Below are 16,438 nucleotides of genomic sequence, written 5' to 3'. Positions count from 1 at the left end.
TCACTATCGGTTTTTCACTCATTTGTGCGCGAGGTTTGCTATGCGAAAAATTCCTATTTATTCCCATCCTGCGGCAGGCTGGCCGGCGCTAGTGGCTTCTACGCGCAAACTTATGGATTATAAGTCGTTCTTGCGTGGTAGCCTGAGCGTATTACAAAGCAATCAGCCAAATGGCGGTTTTGATTGTCCAGGCTGTGCTTGGCCGGATCATAAGTCGCATAAGACCCTTGATGTCTGCGAAACAGGGATTAAAGCACTCGCTAGCGAAACCATGTCCGTGAAAGCCGATGCTCAGTTTTTTGCTCGCCATACTGTGACCGAGCTACAAGGCTGGAGCGGCTATGAGCTTGAGCATAGCGGTCGCCTATCTGAGCCGATGCGCTATGATGCCAAACAAGACAAATATCTGCCTATCGCTTGGGATGATGCGTATCAAATCATCGCTGATGAGCTCAATAAACTTGCCTCACCAGATGAAGCGTTGTTTTATACCTCAGGCCGCGTCACCAATGAGCCGGCCTTCTTATACCAGCTCTTTGTGCGCTGCTATGGCACTAACAATCTACCTGATTGTTCCAATATGTGTCACGAACCGACCTCAGTCATGCTCGGTAAGCAGCTAGGCGTCGGTAAAGCAACGGTGATGCTAGAGGACTTCGAGCAAGCCAAACTGATCATTATGTTCGGACAAAATCCAGCAACGAACCACCCGCGTATGCTTGAGATGCTCGCTCACGCGCACAAACAAGGCTGCAAGATTATCTCGGTCAATCCGATGCGCGAGCAGGGCCTAAGCGCCTTTAGAAATCCGCAAAAGCCGAGCCATATGGCAGCGGGCCAAAGCGATGCTATGGTCGATGATGTGGTACAAATCCAAATCGGCGGCGATGCTGCTTTATTGACAGGATTAGCCAAGTGGCTAATTGACAATAATAAAATTGATGAGCGCTTTATCGCCGAGCATACCTCAGGGTATGAGCCTTTGCAGCAGTGGCTTGATAAGCAAACTTGGGCGGATATTGAGCTTGGCTGCGGTATCGAGCAAGCGCAGATTGTCGCGCTAGCCAAGCAAGTCGCCGCTAGCCCTAAGACCATCTGTACTTGGGGCATGGGTATCACCCAGCATGTGCAAGGCGATGATAACGTAGCGATGATTACTAACCTACTGCTGCTGATGGGTATGATCGGTGTCGATGGGGCGGGCGCTTCTCCGGTACGCGGACATTCAAATGTGCAAGGCGATCGCACTATGGGCGTGCATGAGCGTCCTAAGCAAGAGCTGCTCGATAGCTTAGAGCGTGTCTTTGAGCGTGAAATGCCGCGCGAGGATGGCTTCGATGTCGTCGGTGGCGCTAAAGCACTAATCGAAGGTAAGCTCAAAGCCTTTGTCAGTATGGGCGGTAACTATGCAGTCGCCGCTCCTGATATGAGCGCTATTCAGCAAGCGCTCACAACGACCCAGCTCAATGTCTTTGTCGGTACTAAGCTCAATGGCACTATGCTCTATCCAGGCGCGAACAATATTATCTTGCCGTGTATTAGCCGTACTGAGAAGATTATTACCAAAAAAGGCGAGCAGTTTGCCACTACCGAAGACTCTATGTGTCAGGTTTCACGCTCGCAAGGTAACCTCAAACCTATCAGCAAAGACATTAAGTCAGAGGTGCAGATCATCGCGGACTTAGCGGTGCACGTGTTAGGTGATAGCGATATCCCTTGGCAAGCAATGAGCCAAGACTTCGACATCATTCGTGATTATGTGGCACAAGCCATCGATGGTTTTGAGGACTTCAATCACCGTGTGCGCGAGGCGGATCGCGGCTTCCATCTGTATCATCCGGCGCGTCATCGGGTCTGGAATACCGATAGTGGCAAAGCACAGTTTGAAGTACCTAAGTATCCAATTACCTTTGTCGCTCGGCAGATGGCAGAGGCGTCTGAGGACTTGCAAGCTGAGATAGATCATAGCTTGGATGAGAATGCGGCAGCTAATGACTTACAAAAAGTCTGGCAGCTCACTAGCGTGCGCAGTCACGATCAGTTCAATACCATGATATTTGGTCACCAAGATCGCTATCGTCAAACCGAGCGCCGCGATGTGCTGTTTATGCATCCAGATGAGATCAGCCGTTTGGGCTGGCAAAAAGGCGATAAAGTTACTATTTCTCGCCAAGATAGCCATGAGCAAATGCGTACGTTAGGGCCGCTAGTATTGACCGAGATGGACATCGCTGCCAATGCAGTAGCCGCATACTATCCTGAATGTAATGACTTATTCGATTTAGATACCCATGCGCCAAGCTCGCACATACCCGCTTATAAGTCCTCAACGGTGATAGTAGAGCGAGTCAGTACCGAGCAAGTCCGCCAAGACTCTGTTGCCAAGGGTCACGCCGTCTCGGCTTAACGGTTTGTCCGGTGGTAATGATAAGGTGGGTTGTCTTAGTATAACCCACCATTTTTAATATTAAATGATAAGTGAGTTCGCTAACTGATGATGGCTAAAGATAGCACTAACATGACCTACACACAGGTAGAGCAAGACACTGCTTCAACATCTGCAGTACCGCTAGCTCGCAGCCATCCTACGCAAAAACATCACTATACCCTAAAAGACGCTCTAGAGCACGCTCCGAATCTGACACCGTCTGAGAATAAGCGTGCAAAGCCGGTTGCTATCGACAACCAGCCAGCGAGTCTTGCGGTAGAGGCGGCGGTCGCTATCGTTATCAACGGCATTCATTATGCAGTGTTGATGGCGAGCCCCAATCAGCTTGAATATTTGGCGCTTGGGTTTTTGTATAGCGAGGGGCTGATTGAGCAAAGTCGTGATTTGCTCGATTGGGAAGTGACGCACCTAAGCGATGACGCTAAGTTGACGGCTTTTAACCAAGATGCTGTGGGAGTCGATGATGCTGATAACTCTACTGACCACTCTAGTTTTGCGCACTTATTAGATTACGATACCTATCTGGTCGAGCTGGTACTGAGCCAGCGTTGTCATCAGCGCATTCAAGCGCAAAAGCGGCAGCTGGCAGGGCGTACAGGCTGCGGTATGTGCGGTATCACAGGATTGAGTCAAGCTTTGCCGGATCTTAGTGATTATGCCAATAACAGCACTCAGTTAACTGCCAAACCTCGTTTAGAGTATCTACTAAATATTAGAGCGCAAATCGATGCTACGCAGCACACCCATCAGCTAACGGGCGCGGTACATGCGGCGGCGACTTTATACAAAGACAAGCTATATCTGTTCGAAGATGTGGGTCGGCACAATGCATTAGATAAATTGATCGGCTGGCAATTACGACAAAAGGCAGAGGTTGATTGCGTGGTGATGACCTCACGCTTATCGATTGAGCTGGTACAAAAAGCCATAAGGATGCAGCTGCCTTGGCTAGTGGGGATGTCCGCGCCGACTAGTACCGCAGTGCGAGTGGCTGAACGTTATGGCTTAGGGCTTGCAGGGTTTTTGCGTGCTGACAGAGTGACTTATTATTCAAGATATTAGAGCTATGTGAGATTGTTTTTTTTAAAAGCTATTTTTATTAAAGATTTCTTTGTTTTGGCAGTTAACGACTATAATGACGCGTATACATATTTATAAGTGAGTACCCATCTTATGATTACCTTAGAAGCGCTGCAACAAGCGATCACTGAGCGTATTGAGCGCTATAATCAAACGGACTTTCCTGTAACCAAACGCAGGGTACAAAAGATCGATTTGCTTGAGTGCCAAAATCATATTTTGGCGGAGGATATTAGCTCGCCATTCAATATACCCAGACAAAACGTCTCTGCGATGGATGGCTACAGTATCGCAGCGGGTAGCGCGCTCGATGCAGACACTAGTATCGAAATCGTGGGCGAATCGCAAGCGGGAAGTCCTTATACGGGTAAGCTCACTGCGGGACAAGGGGTTCGTATCTTTACCGGTGCTGTGGTGCCAGACGATGGCGATACGGTCATCATGCAAGAGAATACCAACTTTGCTGAGATACGCGAATCCATCGATAAGTCTCAGCCTTATCATATAACGCTGACGCAAGCCGCGAAAGCCGATGATAATATTCGTAAGCAAGGCGAGGAGGTTGCAGAGGGCGAGGTAGTCTTACAAAAAGGCAAGCGTCTTAATCCTGCCGACATTAGCTTACTAGCCAATCTTGGAGTAGCAAAAGTCAAAGTTTATCAGCCGTTAAAGGTAGGCGTCATGGCGACAGGCGATGAGCTAGTCGCTGTCGGTCAGCCGCTACAGAGCCTAGCGCAAATCTATAACTCTAACACCCCAACGCTGAAAACACTCTTGGCAGGATTGCCAGTAACTATCGAAGACTACGGTATTATTCCTGATAATTTAGAGCAGACGATCGCGACTGTCACTACCGCTATGAGAGAATGCGATGTGCTCCTCTCTAGCGCAGGCGTGTCGGTCGGTGACTATGATTTTTTGACGACGGTTATCGAGCAATTAGGCAAAATCAATCACTATAAAGTCGCGATGAAACCGGGCAAGCCTTTTGTCTTTGGTGAGCTATTAGGCGATAGCGATAATAAGCTTGCCAAGCCTGTCTTGTTTTTTGGGCTACCGGGTAACCCCTTATCTACTCTGGTAGGTACGCTACAGCTAGTAATACCGTCTTTGTGGCGGTTATCTAGCGTCAGTGCCGATGATATGCCAATGGTAAGGACAGTACAGGCGACACTAGACAATGACGTGCGTAAGTCAGCTGGACGCAAAGACTTTCAGCGCGGCGTATTAGCGCGAAACAGTGATGGCAGTTTTACCGTAAAAGCCTTTAGCAAACAGCAATCGCACCGTATCAAGCAGTTAAGCCAAGCCAATTGTTTGATTGTTTTGGCAAAAGATAGCGGCAACTTAGCGGCAGGTGAGAGCGTAACCGTGCAGCCATTCCCGTGGTCATCAAACATATGAGATTAGCCGGAGTGGTCATTTTAGCAGGCGGCAACTCTAAGCGTATGGGTACGCCCAAAGCCAAGCTCAAGCTGCCCGGTGGTGAGACGTTACTGAACTATCATGTCAGACATGCGACGCCGCTAAACGTGCCGATTATGATTGCTGATAATGAGCATGGGTTTAAGGTAGATGAAGCGTTAGCGGCTCGCTCCGAAGCGCCTATTTTTCATATCAAGGACTATAGTCAAAATGATAAAAAAGCAGATAATAGCAAGACTGATGATAAGTACAAAAACATAGGCGGGGCTTTAGCCGCCATTGAATCAGCGCTGCAAACGTCCATTTCATTCGTAAAGGATACTAGCTCTAAAAATAGCCTGACTGATTACTTACTGGTTATCAGCTGTGATAGCTTAATTAAAGCCACCGAGCTTTGGCAACATCTAAGCGCTGCTACCAACCGCAGCCTACACGCTAGAGCAGTCGTTTGCCTAAGCGATGATAGCCATTTATATCCGTTATTAGGCTTGTATCAACTCGCTATCGAGCCTGAACTGCGCGCTTATCTCGATAGCGGTCAACGCCGTGTCATGCGTTTTATAGAGCCGATTTGCCAAAAAGTCGCTTTTGATCCGCAGTGGCAGTATTTAACGAATTTTAATACGCCTGAGGACTTTGTCAAAGCATGTCAGGCTCTATCTTAGAATATTTGATACAGTATAAAATAAACCTTATGAGCATTATGTATGACTACCCTTAAATACATCGCCCATTATCCTGAGTCTATTCAAACACAAGTGGCCAAGCTTATCAGTCGTGGTCAGCTTGGCGAGTACCTGAATAATAAATATCCAAACGTGCACCAAATTCAAAGCGACAAAGCGCTGTATCAATATATCAATGAGATAAAAAACGACTACATGCGTAAAAGCGCTCCGTTATCGCAAGTGAAGTACGACAGTAAGCTTAGCACGCTAAAACAAGCGCTAGGCATGCATACTTATCAGTCGCGAGTGCAGGGCAGTAAGCTCAAGTCGCACAACAGCATCACCGTAGCGAGTGTCTTTAAAGACGCGCCGCTCGAATTTCTGCGGATGATAGTGGTTCATGAGCTGGCACACTTTAAAGAAAAAGATCATAGTAAAGCGTTTTATCAGCTGTGCCATCATATGCAGCCAGACTATCATCAAGTTGAGCTAGATACGCGGCTGTGGCTGCACTTACGCGAGTTGTCCTGATTAGATGGTATAGTAATAGTCATTTGATATTCATATAAAAAAGCCTGCGTAGTAGCAGGCTTTTTTGTGACGCGGACTCTATAGTCTAACCTACGAATTTAGCAGCACATCACCATGCTCATCGCGCAAGTCAGTTTTTACCATCTTGCCTGCGCCATTTAACACGATGTTATCGACAAAAACGACTTTGTCAGGAATTTGCCAACTGGCAACTTTGTCTTGATAAAACTCCAATATCTGTGCCTCGGTTACCTCTGAGCCATCCTCTTTTACCACTATCAATACCGGACGCTCACCCCACTGTTCATGCTTTGCGGCAATAGCGGCGGCCATTTTTACCTCAGGATGACCGGCGGCGATGTTTTCAAGCTCCACTGAGGATATCCATTCACCGCCTGACTTGATCAGATCCTTGGATCGGTCACGAATATTCATATAGCCATCAGCGTCGATGGTAGCGATATCACCCGTATCAAACCAGCCATCGTCAGTGATAGCGTCTGGTCTATGAGTGAAGTAGTCATCGATGATCCAGTGTCCGCGAATCTGCAAGCGACCTTGCGACTCGCCATCCTCAGCAACTCTTTGCTCTGGGTTTTCAGTATCCATCAAGCGCAGCTCAACGCCATAAGGCGGACGCCCTTGTGATTTGCGCAGCTCGTTGATCTCCTCTTTACTCAAAGATTTGTGCTTGGCTTTGATTTGATTCATAGTACCAAGCGGGCTGGTCTCGGTCATGCCCCAACCATGTATCGCATCACAGTTGAAGTCTTCACGGAAAGTCTTGATCACGGAGGGCGGACAAGCAGCGCCGCCAACGATAGTCCGCGTCATGCTCTCAAGTTTACTACCATTCTTTTTCGCCGCGTTCAATAAGCCCTGCCAAATGGTCGGCACGCCTAGCGCAATGGTCACCTTATAATCATCAATCACTGAGACCAAGCTGTCACCATCGAGGTTGGGTCCTGGCAAGATCAAAGAGCAGCCGACGATCGCCGCGGCGTATGGCGTGCCCCAAGCGTTGACATGGAACATCGGTACAACGGGCAGTAGCACATCTTGCGCGGATAGCGATGAGACATCCGGCATACACAGTGCGATAGCGTGTAGCACTGAGGAGCGATGGGAGTAGAGTATGCCTTTAGGATTACCCGTAGTGCCTGAAGTGTAGCATAGCGAGCTAGCAGTGGTTTCATCAAGCTCTGGCCAGTCGAATTCAGACTCTTGCTCATTGATGAGTTCATCGAAGAATAGCGCATCTGGGAAGTGCTCTAGCACTGCCTCGTTGCGCTCGCCCAACAAGATAAAATGCTTGATGCCTTTGATATGATCTTTGATAGCGGCAATGAGCGGCAAAAAAGTGATATCAAAGAATAGCACCTGATCGTCAGCGTCGTTAACGATGTAAGCGAGCTGCTCGGGGAAGAGACGCGGGTTGATAGTGTGGCAGATCATACCGCTGCCGGAGATGGCGTACCAAGCCTCTAAGTGGCGGCGGTTGTTCCAGGCCAGAGTCGCGATGCGATCTGAGGACTTAAGACCTAGCGTTTGTAGTGCATTAGCCAGCCGCTTTGAGTTGTCTGAGATGCTCGCCCAATCGCTTTGGGTCATCGTGCCATCGACTTCTTTTGAGTAGACGGCAGTATCGCCATGATAGCGAGCAGCATGCTCAATTAAGCTACTGATCAGTAGCGGTTGATGCATCATTTTTCCTAACATTTGCATATCCTTATCATCGTTAGTAGTACATATCCGTCAGTACCGTTGCTATGACGTCTTATTAGTATACGTCACTCTCACCATTTTAAAATATTTTATGATAATTGGCAGTTCTTTATTATATGTAGCTTATTTACTCTTCAAACTCAGCCAACATCGACGTGATGCGCTCGTCCTTTTGACGCCACAGATGCTCAACCCACGCAAACATCTGCTCTTTAGTAGCAGAGTCGTTCTCATAACCGCCATCTTGTAGACTTGCAAATAGCTCGTCAGGGATTTCGATATGCCGGACATCGACTCCCAGGCGCTTGATTTTCCCTTGCCAAAGCTCACCATAAGTGGGCACGCCATCAGGGTAGACGATGGTCATATCTAAGATACCATCGATCTCATCGCCCAAAGCGTTGATCGCTAGCGCCAGACCTCCAGCTCTTGGTTTAAGCAAATGCGTGTAAGGTGATTGCTGAGTATCACGCTTTTTTGGGGTGAAGCGCGTACCTTCTAAATAGTTGAGCAAAGTAAAAGGCTTATCTTTTAATAGCGCGCAAGCACGTTTAGCCTCAATGATATCTTTACCTGCCAGTGCTGGGTTTTTGGTCACTGCTTGCTTAGAGTGGCGACGCATCATCGGGAAATCTAAAAAGTAAAAGGTCTGACCGACGATAGGGATATATATCAGCTCAAACTTAGTAAAAAACCGCGTCAAAGGCAGACGATCGCGACTAATGTATTGCACAATGCTGGTATCGACCCATGATTGATGGTTGCTCACCAGTAAATATTTGCCTTGGACATCGATATCATCAGGTAGGCTAATGCGCCAGTCCTTTTTGGGTAAGATGGTATCGATCAAGGTATTGTTACTATTAATCCAGTAGTTGGCGATTTTTATCACGGTTTTGTCAGCGATGTCAGCTCCGGTAATGATTTTGGTGGCGCCCATTAGCCAGATAGGAATACTACCGGCGAAACTATTACCAACGATAACCCCTGTCGCTGTCGCTAATGATACCGCTTTACCAAGCTTTGGCGTACGTTCATGCATTTTTTGAAAAAGTGAGTGTAGTCGCATAGCAAACCTTTCCTATTGTTATTGCTGCTTATTGAGCTATCTTAATTGAACTGCTTTTATTCCGTTATTTTTTGATTTGGCTATTATGGTAGCTGTTATTTACGGCGGTAACATTATGACACAATTTTAGCAGAAATTCGGCCGAGCGTAGTTAGGCTAGCGTGACTGGCGGTTACAAAGGGCGGCAGTACGCTAAAACTGACCAAGCGCAATATTATGTCAGGCAGCAAAGGATGATGACTGCTCATTTTTAGGAATAGCTTTAAGCCAATAAAAGTGTTTAGAATGAAGTAACGGACAACAGCGCTTATTTCTAAAGAGCGAACACAGTAAAGGATGACACCATGCAAAATGACATGACAAACGATCTAAATAACTCAGCTGCGACTGTAAAAGACAACGTCAGCGCCGCAGAGTGGCAGATGCGCGTTGATTTGGCCGCTTGCTACCGATTAATCGCCATGTATGGCTGGGATGATTTGGTCTTTACCCATATCTCAGCGCGCGTGCCCGATACAGAAGATGAGTTTCTGATTAATCCTTATGGCTTATTTTTTGAAGAGATTACCGCTTCAAACTTGGTAAAAGTCAATCAGGCCGGCGAAAAAGTTGCGCCATCGAATTACGATATCAATCCCGCCGGTTTTACTATTCATAGCGCCGTACACAACGCCCGTGACGATGCACATTGTGTGCTGCACTTACACACTAGCGACGGCGTGGCGGTGTCAGCTCAAACCGAGGGCTTGCTGCCTTTATCACAGCAGTCGCTCTTTCCGCTATCGAACCTGGCCTATCATGACTATGAAGGGGTGGCGCTAAACCCTGATGAAAAAGTACGTCTGGTCGCAGACTTAGGCGATGCGAATTTCATGATTCTACGTAATCATGGCTTGCTTACTTGCGCCAGCACGGTCGCGGATGCTTTTTTATTTATGTATATCATGCAAAGAGCTTGCGAGGTGCAAATCAAAGCGCAAAGCGGCGGTGGTAATCTGACTCATATACCGCCGCAGATATTAGCCGGTATTCAAGCGGCTTCAAAAGAGGTGACGAGAGGCGCAGGTGGTGATATCGCTTGGCCAGCACTACTCCGCAAACTACGCCGTACCGATCCCTCATTTGCGGAGTAGCTATGATTACTTTGGCGCAGTGGCGACAACAAGGAGAGCTTGAGTCGATCAATGGGCAGCAAATTTTTACTCGCACGGGCGGTAATAAAAGTGCGCCTGCGCTTGTGCTCATCCATGGTTATCCAAGTGCCAGCTGGGATTGGGAGGGCATGTGGCAGGCGCTGACCCAGCGCTACTATGTGATTACGCTTGATATGCTAGGGTTTGGGTTTTCGGCCAAGCCTAAAGACGCGCGCTACTTGATAACGGAGCAAGCGGATATTTTTGAGCATTATTTGCATAAACTTAATATCACGGACTATCACATATTAGCTCACGACTATGGCGATACAGTAGCGCAAGAGCTGCTCGCCAGACAGCGTGAGGGTAGCGCAAAACAGCGTATCGCTAGTGTGTGTTTATTAAATGGTGGTCTGTTCCCAGAAACCCATAAGCCGGTGTTAATCCAAAAACTACTACTCTCGCCTTTAGGGCCATTAGTGTCCAAGCTTATCACTAAACGCAAATTTGCAGACAATCTACGGCGCATCTTTGGACCCAATACGCCGCCGACTCCTGAGGTTGTCGATAGCTTATGGCAGCTGCTCAATCATAATAACGGTCTTGCGGTGATGCATAAGCTCATTGACTATATACCGCAGCGTCAGCAGCACCGTGAGAGGTGGGTTGAAGCCATTATCGAAAGTAATGTTCCGGTCAAGCTTATTAACGGTAGCAAAGACCCTATCTCAGGCCAGCACATGGCTCAGCGCTATCGGCAATTAATATCTAATGCCAATAATGCTAATGCCGATGTCACTGAGCTGGCAGAGTTGGGTCATTATCCGCAGCTTGAAGATGCTGAGGCGGTGACGACAGCTTATCTGCAGTTTAGAGATAGTCTCAATCAGAGTTAGTAGCACTAAGAGATAGTAGCACTCAGAGATAATATCAATCAATGAGGGTTGGCTATTAAAAAGACGTCACGACAAGGACTCACTATGAAACGCGCCGCGCAACTACAGCCTTTATCTCGCCAACATCATTTAGGTCTCAACATCTCTCGCCATGCCAAAGAGTGCTCTGATAATCCTGAAGATATCAGTAAGCACTGGCACAAGCTCACTTCATATATTGATGATTTGCAAAGTCACTTTGCGATTGAAGATCATCTGATCGCGACGGCGCTATTGCCTTATAGTATTAGTAAACCCGAAGTCGCTTCCGCGCTTACCACGCTCAATGAGCAACATAAGTCTCTGCAGGCTCTCGTGAGCCAAGCCCAAAACTCTGCAAACTCTCAAAGCCATCCTATCAGCGCCGCCCAAGTCAAAGCGCTCGCCACTTTGTTATACGATCATATTCGTTTTGAAGAGCGTGACTTGTTTCCTATTGCCGAGCGCTACCTGACAACAGCAGAGTTAGATACGATTTATGCCGCCAGTCCTGATAATGTCAAAAGAGCAGATGAAAATCGTTAAAAATATTGCTGGCTTAGTCGATAGCAAGATTAATTACTGAACCGGTAGATAGCCGGCATCAGCAAAGTACTGTTGCCCAGCCTCAGAGCGTAGATACTCTGAAAATCCAGCAGCGCTAGGTCGCTCACTGAGCACTATACCGTCTTGTAATATCGACGGATAAGAATTCGGTGCTAAGGTATGAAACTGCGTAGGCTTTGCTTTGATAGCTAGCAGCTGTGCCAGCGCAACAAAGCCATAATCGACACTACCGGTATGCGTATATTGAAAAGCTTGGCCGATGTTTTCAGCTTGTATGAGACGTTTTTGAGTCTTCATAGTCTCATAACTATTTTGGGCTTGTAGATAAGCTTTGGCAGAATTACCATAAGGCGCGAGCTGCGGGTTGGCAATAGTCACTTTAGTAGATTTCGCCATCAATAATGCATTTAAAGCCGCTGGTTTAATCTCGCTTAGCGGATGAATAACGCTATACAGCGCCAGTTGACCTTGAGTATAAGTGAAGGGCTGAGCGTCTTTTTGACTGTTCGCCTGATCAGTCGCTAGTGTTTCTGTCGCAAGCTTGGCCGGAAACGCCTGATTCGCAGATAAAAATAAATCGTATGGCGCGCCTGAGGTGATTTGCGCATATAGCTTACCTGATGAGGCGTAAGTGATCTCAATTTCTTGGTTCGGTTGATTATTATCGGTTTTATAGCCTTCGACAACTTTCGGCAAGACGTCCGATAAGTTGGCAGCAGCAGCGATACGTAGCGTTTGAGACGATTCAGTATTCTCTGTAACACTGTCTTTAGCGCACGCTGTCAGCGTAACTGCCAGACAGCTTACGGTTATTATTATTGCTTTCATTACCACTCTAATTTTTAATTGTCCAACCGTCAGTGTATCTAAGAGCCGTCAGTTTTGAAAACGCTATTTCACCGTGTAAAGATAAGTAAGCTCGCTCATTAGCTATTGTTAAGTGTCGTCGATTTATATTGAGAGTCATGGCTTGCTATATTAGTCACCTTAGTAGGACTATTAGTAGCACTAGATTTATTTTTTAGTGAATTTGCCATAACACCAAATTAACACCGAATTAATTATGGTAATAATAATTATTATCATTTATAATACAGCTTTAGTGACGTTGCATTTATAACTGAACATATAAATATGATATTAAAAGGCGCTGCTGACGTAGCAGCCCGATGGCCTGTGTTGCACTGATTGCTCGCAAAACTCTCATCTTAATGTCATCAATATCCATAAGTCTCAAATGACTTATAACGTATAAGATGAATCACTCAAATACAATTTGATAGATCGTTATGACTGAAAGAACGAATAAAAAAAGTTTTCCAACCCTTTATACCGGGACATTTATCGCTGTCATCGCGCTGCACGCTATCACAGGTTGGGCACTTGCGAATGTCAAAACACCAGATGTGACTATCGCTGAGCCTAACGAGGTGTCGCCCTTAGAAATCGAAATGATTACACCGATTATCAAAAAGCCTGAAGTTGTAGAAGTTCAGCCAACACCGGAACCAGTCATTGAGTCAAAGCCTAAGCCGGTAGCTACTGCAGCGCCGCAACCTAAACCTGAACCGCAGGTTAAACCTGAGCCTAAAGTTGAACCAAAACCTAAAGCTAAGCCTGAGCCTAAAACCAAACCCGACATAAAGCCTAAACCTGAACCTAAACCACCAGTTAAGACGCAGCAAACCCAGCAAGAAGTACAAGCCAAAAAAGCAGCTGAGCAAGCGCTAGCAGAAAAACAGCAGCAGGCGATAATAAACGCGCAAAAACAAGCAGAGCGACAAGCCCAAGAAAACGCCAGAAAGCAAGCACAAGAACGAATAAACGCACAAGAATTGGCAAAACAGCAAGAAATAGCCAGACAACAAGCATTGGCTAGACAGCAAGCTGAAAATGAGCGTTTAGCGCAAGCGGAAAAGGCTAGGGAAGCCGCTGCAGAACGTGCACGTGCAGCGCAGGAAGCGGCTCAAGCAAAAGCTGAAGCTGCAGCGGCAAATAGTGAGCCCGTAAGTTTTAGCGGTAGTGATGCATCATGGGCGAGAGAGCCTAATTTTGAGGGTTTAACTCATGAGGCACTCACCTTAAACCTAAGGTTTAGAGTCGACAAGCAAGGTAATATCAGCAATATCACAGTTACGGGTTCAAATGACCGCCGGATAATTCGAGATGCCAAACGTCGACTTGGACGTAGTAAATTAAACCCATTTATACAAAATGGCGTACCGGTTACTGGTATTGTGAATTTGTCTATTGCTGTTAGATCTTAGGGGTTGTCGTCGTATTCCCTAAAAAAGCGCTTTCATCACAGTTAAGAGCTGATAAATACTAACCACTATTTAGTTTGGGCAACCAAAAATAAGGAGTCTACAATGGACTTTGCAATCTACTGGCAATACAGCGATATGGTGACAAGAACTCTGTTTTTCTTGCTGTTAGCATTGTCGATACTCTCTTGGGTGACAGGTATCATCCGTGTTATTCAAAGCCGCAAATTAGCAGCGACGGTTGCTGACGACTTAACGCAGCAGATTCAGGCAAGCCGTGCTGAACTAGCGGCATCCGATAGTAAAGATCAGCGCCTCGTCACTGAGCAGACGCTGCTCAAACATATTGGTCGTTATCGCTTTGCCAGTGAGCGCGGATTGCCAATCTTGGGCACGACGGCGGCCGTTGCCCCGTTTATTGGGCTGTTTGGTACGGTGTGGGGGATCTTTCATGCCTTGCATAACATTGGTACTACCGGGCAGGCGGGACTTGCGCAAGTTGCAGGGCCAGTAGGGGAGGCTTTGATTATGACCGGTCTTGGTATTGCCGTAGCGATACCTGCAGTGGTGTTTTATAACCTAGCTATCCGTATCAACCGCAAAGTTATGTATCATGCTAATGATCGCGCCCATGACCTCCTAGCGCAGTCTACGCGTGATGCGCTACCAAACACAGAGTCTACTCCAAGAGCGGTGACTAGTGAACGAGTTGATGCAACGACTTCTAACAAACAAACACAGCCTCAATATCAGCATTAGTACAAGCATTGAGGATAAGTAGATCTGAGAAGAAGACAACTGAGAATAAGAGACAAATATGGCTTTTCAATTAGGTGATGACGACACACAAAGTATGAATGAGATGAACCTCATTCCGCTCATCGATGTCATGCTGGTATTGATGATTATCTTCTTACTGACGGCGACGGTACTTAATCCAACCGTACCGCTGAATCTGCCGCAAACCAGTGCTGAGATCAATGAGCCGCCAGTCGATCCCATTCAAATCAGTATTGATAAAGATGCAGGCCTGTTTTGGGATGATAAGGCGATTAGTATGGAAGAGCTTGAGTCGCGCTTACAGCAGCAAGGAGTAAGCGGCGATAACCCTTCTATTCAGCTACGCGCCGATAAGGACAGCCGCTATGACAATGTCGCGCAAGTACTAGCCGCTGCCAGTACCGCGGGCCTAACGAAGATTGCGTTCGTTAATGAGTAGCTCATTTTAGAGTATAATAAAAAATAATAATAACAATAAAGCTGGCAAGTACTTTACTCCACACCCTACTAGTGACATAGCTAGTAGGGTTTTCTTTTTTATAGTGATTGCAATAGTCATTGGCATTGACGTTTTACAAATGAATCTTATAAAGATACTCGTTTTTTATTCATACGCAATTTATGGAGAGTATGGTCGATGGTCTTATGATGCTTGATCACAGCGTAGATAGTGTTCACTATGAGCCGTTTGGCCCTAAAATGAGCTTAGAGCTGTCTTGATTCTGACTTCAGTCCTCAACCACAACACTAAGTCTCATTTTGATTGTATTTAATAGCTCTACAATATCTTTTAGGAAGTGTTTGCCTAGTCAGCGCTCAACTGGGCAAACATCCAGCGTAAGAAGCGGTCTACTATTTTAAAAAGTCAGGATTCATATAAGCAGGATTTGGATAGCTATAAAATCCTTCGCCAGTTGCCGCGCCTAGTTTATTTTGATCAATCAGTTGCTCTTTTAGGTACTTAACCGCCTTAAACCTCACAGGGCTTTGAGTCCGCTCAGCAGACATCTTAGTGATGTTATAAGCGGTGTTGATCCCTATGGTATCTAAGATACCAAACGGTCCGACAGGCGCACCGGTCACTATCATCCATGTCTTATCAATGGTATGCGGATCAGCCACTTCTTTGGCTAGTAGTTGCAAACCTGCGTCTATAAACGGCGCTAATAAGCTATTCATAATATAGCCGGGTTGCTCTTTATACAGCGGCATTGGCACCATACCGATATTTGTCGCAAACGCGACTACCTCATCAAATACTTTAGGATCGGTTCTAGGATGCCCCATGATTTCAGCGACGTTATGCATCCAGATCTTATTGGCAAAATGTAGCGCTAGGAACTGAGCAGGCCGTCCTGTTGATTCAGCAAATTGGCTCGGCAGTAAGGTTGAGGTATTGGTCGCAAATACTGTTTTTTCTGGAGCCAGATTGGCCAGTTTTTCATAAAATTCGACTTTAATCTCTGGAATCTCAGGAATGGCTTCAATCATTAAGTCAGCGTCTTTGACCGCTTCTGCAAGATCTGAGGTGTAGCTAAGATTATCAAACGCCGTATCTAACTGCTCTTGCGTCGCTCTTAAATCCTTTCTGAAGGCCTTACACATCCAATTAAACTTTGACTTAGCTTGCTCTAGCACCTCATCACTGATGTCATAAACGATGACATTAAAACCATGATATGCAGCTTGAAAGGCGATTTGATAGCCTAGGACGCCGCTTCCTGCGACAGTTACATTCTTATACGTCATGATGACTCCCTGAAATAATGACTATGATTTTAGAGTTATTATGTGGCTATTGTCAACGTACTGTCATAAATGCTCGGTAGACTT

Annotated in this window: 15 protein-coding genes; 11 read left to right on the top strand and 4 right to left on the bottom strand. The window is 46.5% G+C overall.

Features of this window, described 5'->3' with window-relative positions; genetic code table 11:
• Window positions 1-40: 40 nt before the first annotated feature.
• From JMY03_RS04550 to JMY03_RS04530, 5 genes are all read left to right on the top strand, one after another.
• Window positions 41-2,407, top strand: coding sequence for an FdhF/YdeP family oxidoreductase (locus JMY03_RS04550; protein ID WP_201601450.1), 2,367 nt, complete (start codon window positions 41-43; stop codon window positions 2,405-2,407).
• Between the two features lie 111 nt (window positions 2,408-2,518).
• A complete protein-coding gene (locus tag JMY03_RS04545; RefSeq protein WP_227675482.1) occupies window positions 2,519-3,511 on the top strand; it encodes a formate dehydrogenase accessory sulfurtransferase FdhD in 993 nt (330 codons plus the stop codon).
• Window positions 3,512-3,622: 111 nt separating this feature from the next.
• On the top strand, window positions 3,623-4,933 hold the full coding sequence (locus tag JMY03_RS04540; protein WP_201601447.1) for a molybdopterin molybdotransferase MoeA: 1,311 nt from the start codon (window positions 3,623-3,625) through the stop codon (window positions 4,931-4,933).
• Window positions 4,930-5,619, top strand: a complete 690-nt coding sequence (gene mobA / locus JMY03_RS04535) for a molybdenum cofactor guanylyltransferase (RefSeq protein ID WP_201601444.1) — start codon at window positions 4,930-4,932, stop codon at window positions 5,617-5,619. The genes JMY03_RS04540 and mobA overlap by 4 nt, the downstream gene beginning before the upstream one ends.
• Before the next feature lie 42 nt (window positions 5,620-5,661).
• Window positions 5,662-6,153: a M48 metallopeptidase family protein gene (locus tag JMY03_RS04530; RefSeq protein WP_201558030.1), complete on the top strand. Its 492-nt coding sequence runs from the start codon at window positions 5,662-5,664 to the stop codon at window positions 6,151-6,153.
• Window positions 6,154-6,243: 90 nt separating this feature from the next.
• Here JMY03_RS04530 and JMY03_RS04525 read toward each other — a convergent pair whose 3' ends face one another.
• Together JMY03_RS04525 and JMY03_RS04520 are read right to left on the bottom strand one after the other, a co-directional pair.
• Window positions 6,244-7,872, bottom strand: coding sequence for a long-chain-fatty-acid--CoA ligase (locus tag JMY03_RS04525; protein WP_025645878.1), 1,629 nt, complete (start codon window positions 7,870-7,872; stop codon window positions 6,244-6,246).
• Window positions 7,873-8,005: 133 nt separating this feature from the next.
• Entirely contained in the window at window positions 8,006-8,947 is a 942-nt protein-coding gene (locus tag JMY03_RS04520; RefSeq protein WP_025645876.1) for an acyltransferase, read from the bottom strand.
• Between the two features lie 344 nt (window positions 8,948-9,291).
• Here JMY03_RS04520 and JMY03_RS04515 point away from each other — a divergent pair, with 344 nt between their 5' ends.
• The 3 genes from JMY03_RS04515 (at window position 9,292) to JMY03_RS04505 (ending at window position 11,540) form a co-directional block, all read left to right on the top strand.
• Complete coding sequence (locus tag JMY03_RS04515; RefSeq protein WP_227675481.1) at window positions 9,292-10,080, top strand: class II aldolase/adducin family protein; 789 nt, start codon at window positions 9,292-9,294, stop codon at window positions 10,078-10,080.
• Between the two features lie 2 nt (window positions 10,081-10,082).
• On the top strand, window positions 10,083-10,976 hold the full coding sequence (locus JMY03_RS04510) for an alpha/beta fold hydrolase (RefSeq protein ID WP_201601441.1): 894 nt from the start codon (window positions 10,083-10,085) through the stop codon (window positions 10,974-10,976).
• Window positions 10,977-11,060: 84 nt separating this feature from the next.
• Complete coding sequence (locus JMY03_RS04505; protein WP_201601438.1) at window positions 11,061-11,540, top strand: hemerythrin domain-containing protein; 480 nt, start codon at window positions 11,061-11,063, stop codon at window positions 11,538-11,540.
• Window positions 11,541-11,573: 33 nt separating this feature from the next.
• On the opposite strand, the gene modA is transcribed toward JMY03_RS04505, so the two are convergent.
• On the bottom strand, window positions 11,574-12,389 hold the full coding sequence (gene modA, locus JMY03_RS04500; protein ID WP_201601435.1) for a molybdate ABC transporter substrate-binding protein: 816 nt from the start codon (window positions 12,387-12,389) through the stop codon (window positions 11,574-11,576).
• Between the two features lie 461 nt (window positions 12,390-12,850).
• On the opposite strand from modA, the gene JMY03_RS04495 reads away from it, so the two are divergent.
• The 3 genes from JMY03_RS04495 (at window position 12,851) to JMY03_RS04485 (ending at window position 15,044) form a co-directional block, all read left to right on the top strand.
• Entirely contained in the window at window positions 12,851-13,828 is a 978-nt protein-coding gene (locus tag JMY03_RS04495) for an energy transducer TonB (protein ID WP_201601433.1), read from the top strand.
• A 102-nt stretch (window positions 13,829-13,930) separates the two neighbouring features.
• Window positions 13,931-14,584 carry a MotA/TolQ/ExbB proton channel family protein gene (locus JMY03_RS04490; protein ID WP_201601431.1) on the top strand — a complete coding sequence of 218 codons (654 nt, stop codon included), beginning with the start codon at window positions 13,931-13,933 and terminating at the stop codon, window positions 14,582-14,584.
• 58 nt (window positions 14,585-14,642) lie between these two features.
• Window positions 14,643-15,044: an ExbD/TolR family protein gene (locus tag JMY03_RS04485; RefSeq protein WP_201601429.1), complete on the top strand. Its 402-nt coding sequence runs from the start codon at window positions 14,643-14,645 to the stop codon at window positions 15,042-15,044.
• A 413-nt stretch (window positions 15,045-15,457) separates the two neighbouring features.
• On the opposite strand, the gene JMY03_RS04480 is transcribed toward JMY03_RS04485, so the two are convergent.
• Window positions 15,458-16,354, bottom strand: a complete 897-nt coding sequence (locus JMY03_RS04480) for a 3-hydroxyacyl-CoA dehydrogenase (RefSeq protein WP_201559522.1) — start codon at window positions 16,352-16,354, stop codon at window positions 15,458-15,460.
• Window positions 16,355-16,438 lie beyond the last annotated feature (84 nt).

Source organism: Psychrobacter submarinus (assembly GCF_904846685.1).
GTDB lineage: Bacteria > Pseudomonadota > Gammaproteobacteria > Pseudomonadales > Moraxellaceae > Psychrobacter > Psychrobacter submarinus.
Note: the sequence above shows the minus strand (reverse complement) of the source record. Positions and strands in the feature narration are given on the sequence as shown.

Coding starts and splice junctions, on each gene's coding strand:
- JMY03_RS04515 (WP_227675481.1), top strand. CDS start 9,292: ATGCAAAATGACATGACAAACGATCTAAATAACTCAGCTGCGACTGTA.
- JMY03_RS04505 (WP_201601438.1), top strand. CDS start 11,061: ATGAAACGCGCCGCGCAACTACAGCCTTTATCTCGCCAACATCATTTA.
- modA (WP_201601435.1), bottom strand. CDS start 12,389: ATGAAAGCAATAATAATAACCGTAAGCTGTCTGGCAGTTACGCTGACA.
- JMY03_RS04495 (WP_201601433.1), top strand. CDS start 12,851: ATGACTGAAAGAACGAATAAAAAAAGTTTTCCAACCCTTTATACCGGG.
- JMY03_RS04485 (WP_201601429.1), top strand. CDS start 14,643: ATGGCTTTTCAATTAGGTGATGACGACACACAAAGTATGAATGAGATG.
- mobA (WP_201601444.1), top strand. CDS start 4,930: ATGAGATTAGCCGGAGTGGTCATTTTAGCAGGCGGCAACTCTAAGCGT.
- JMY03_RS04520 (WP_025645876.1), bottom strand. CDS start 8,947: ATGCGACTACACTCACTTTTTCAAAAAATGCATGAACGTACGCCAAAG.
- JMY03_RS04510 (WP_201601441.1), top strand. CDS start 10,083: ATGATTACTTTGGCGCAGTGGCGACAACAAGGAGAGCTTGAGTCGATC.
- JMY03_RS04525 (WP_025645878.1), bottom strand. CDS start 7,872: ATGTTAGGAAAAATGATGCATCAACCGCTACTGATCAGTAGCTTAATT.
- JMY03_RS04545 (WP_227675482.1), top strand. CDS start 2,519: ATGACCTACACACAGGTAGAGCAAGACACTGCTTCAACATCTGCAGTA.
- JMY03_RS04530 (WP_201558030.1), top strand. CDS start 5,662: ATGACTACCCTTAAATACATCGCCCATTATCCTGAGTCTATTCAAACA.
- JMY03_RS04540 (WP_201601447.1), top strand. CDS start 3,623: ATGATTACCTTAGAAGCGCTGCAACAAGCGATCACTGAGCGTATTGAG.
- JMY03_RS04480 (WP_201559522.1), bottom strand. CDS start 16,354: ATGACGTATAAGAATGTAACTGTCGCAGGAAGCGGCGTCCTAGGCTAT.
- JMY03_RS04550 (WP_201601450.1), top strand. CDS start 41: ATGCGAAAAATTCCTATTTATTCCCATCCTGCGGCAGGCTGGCCGGCG.
- JMY03_RS04490 (WP_201601431.1), top strand. CDS start 13,931: ATGGACTTTGCAATCTACTGGCAATACAGCGATATGGTGACAAGAACT.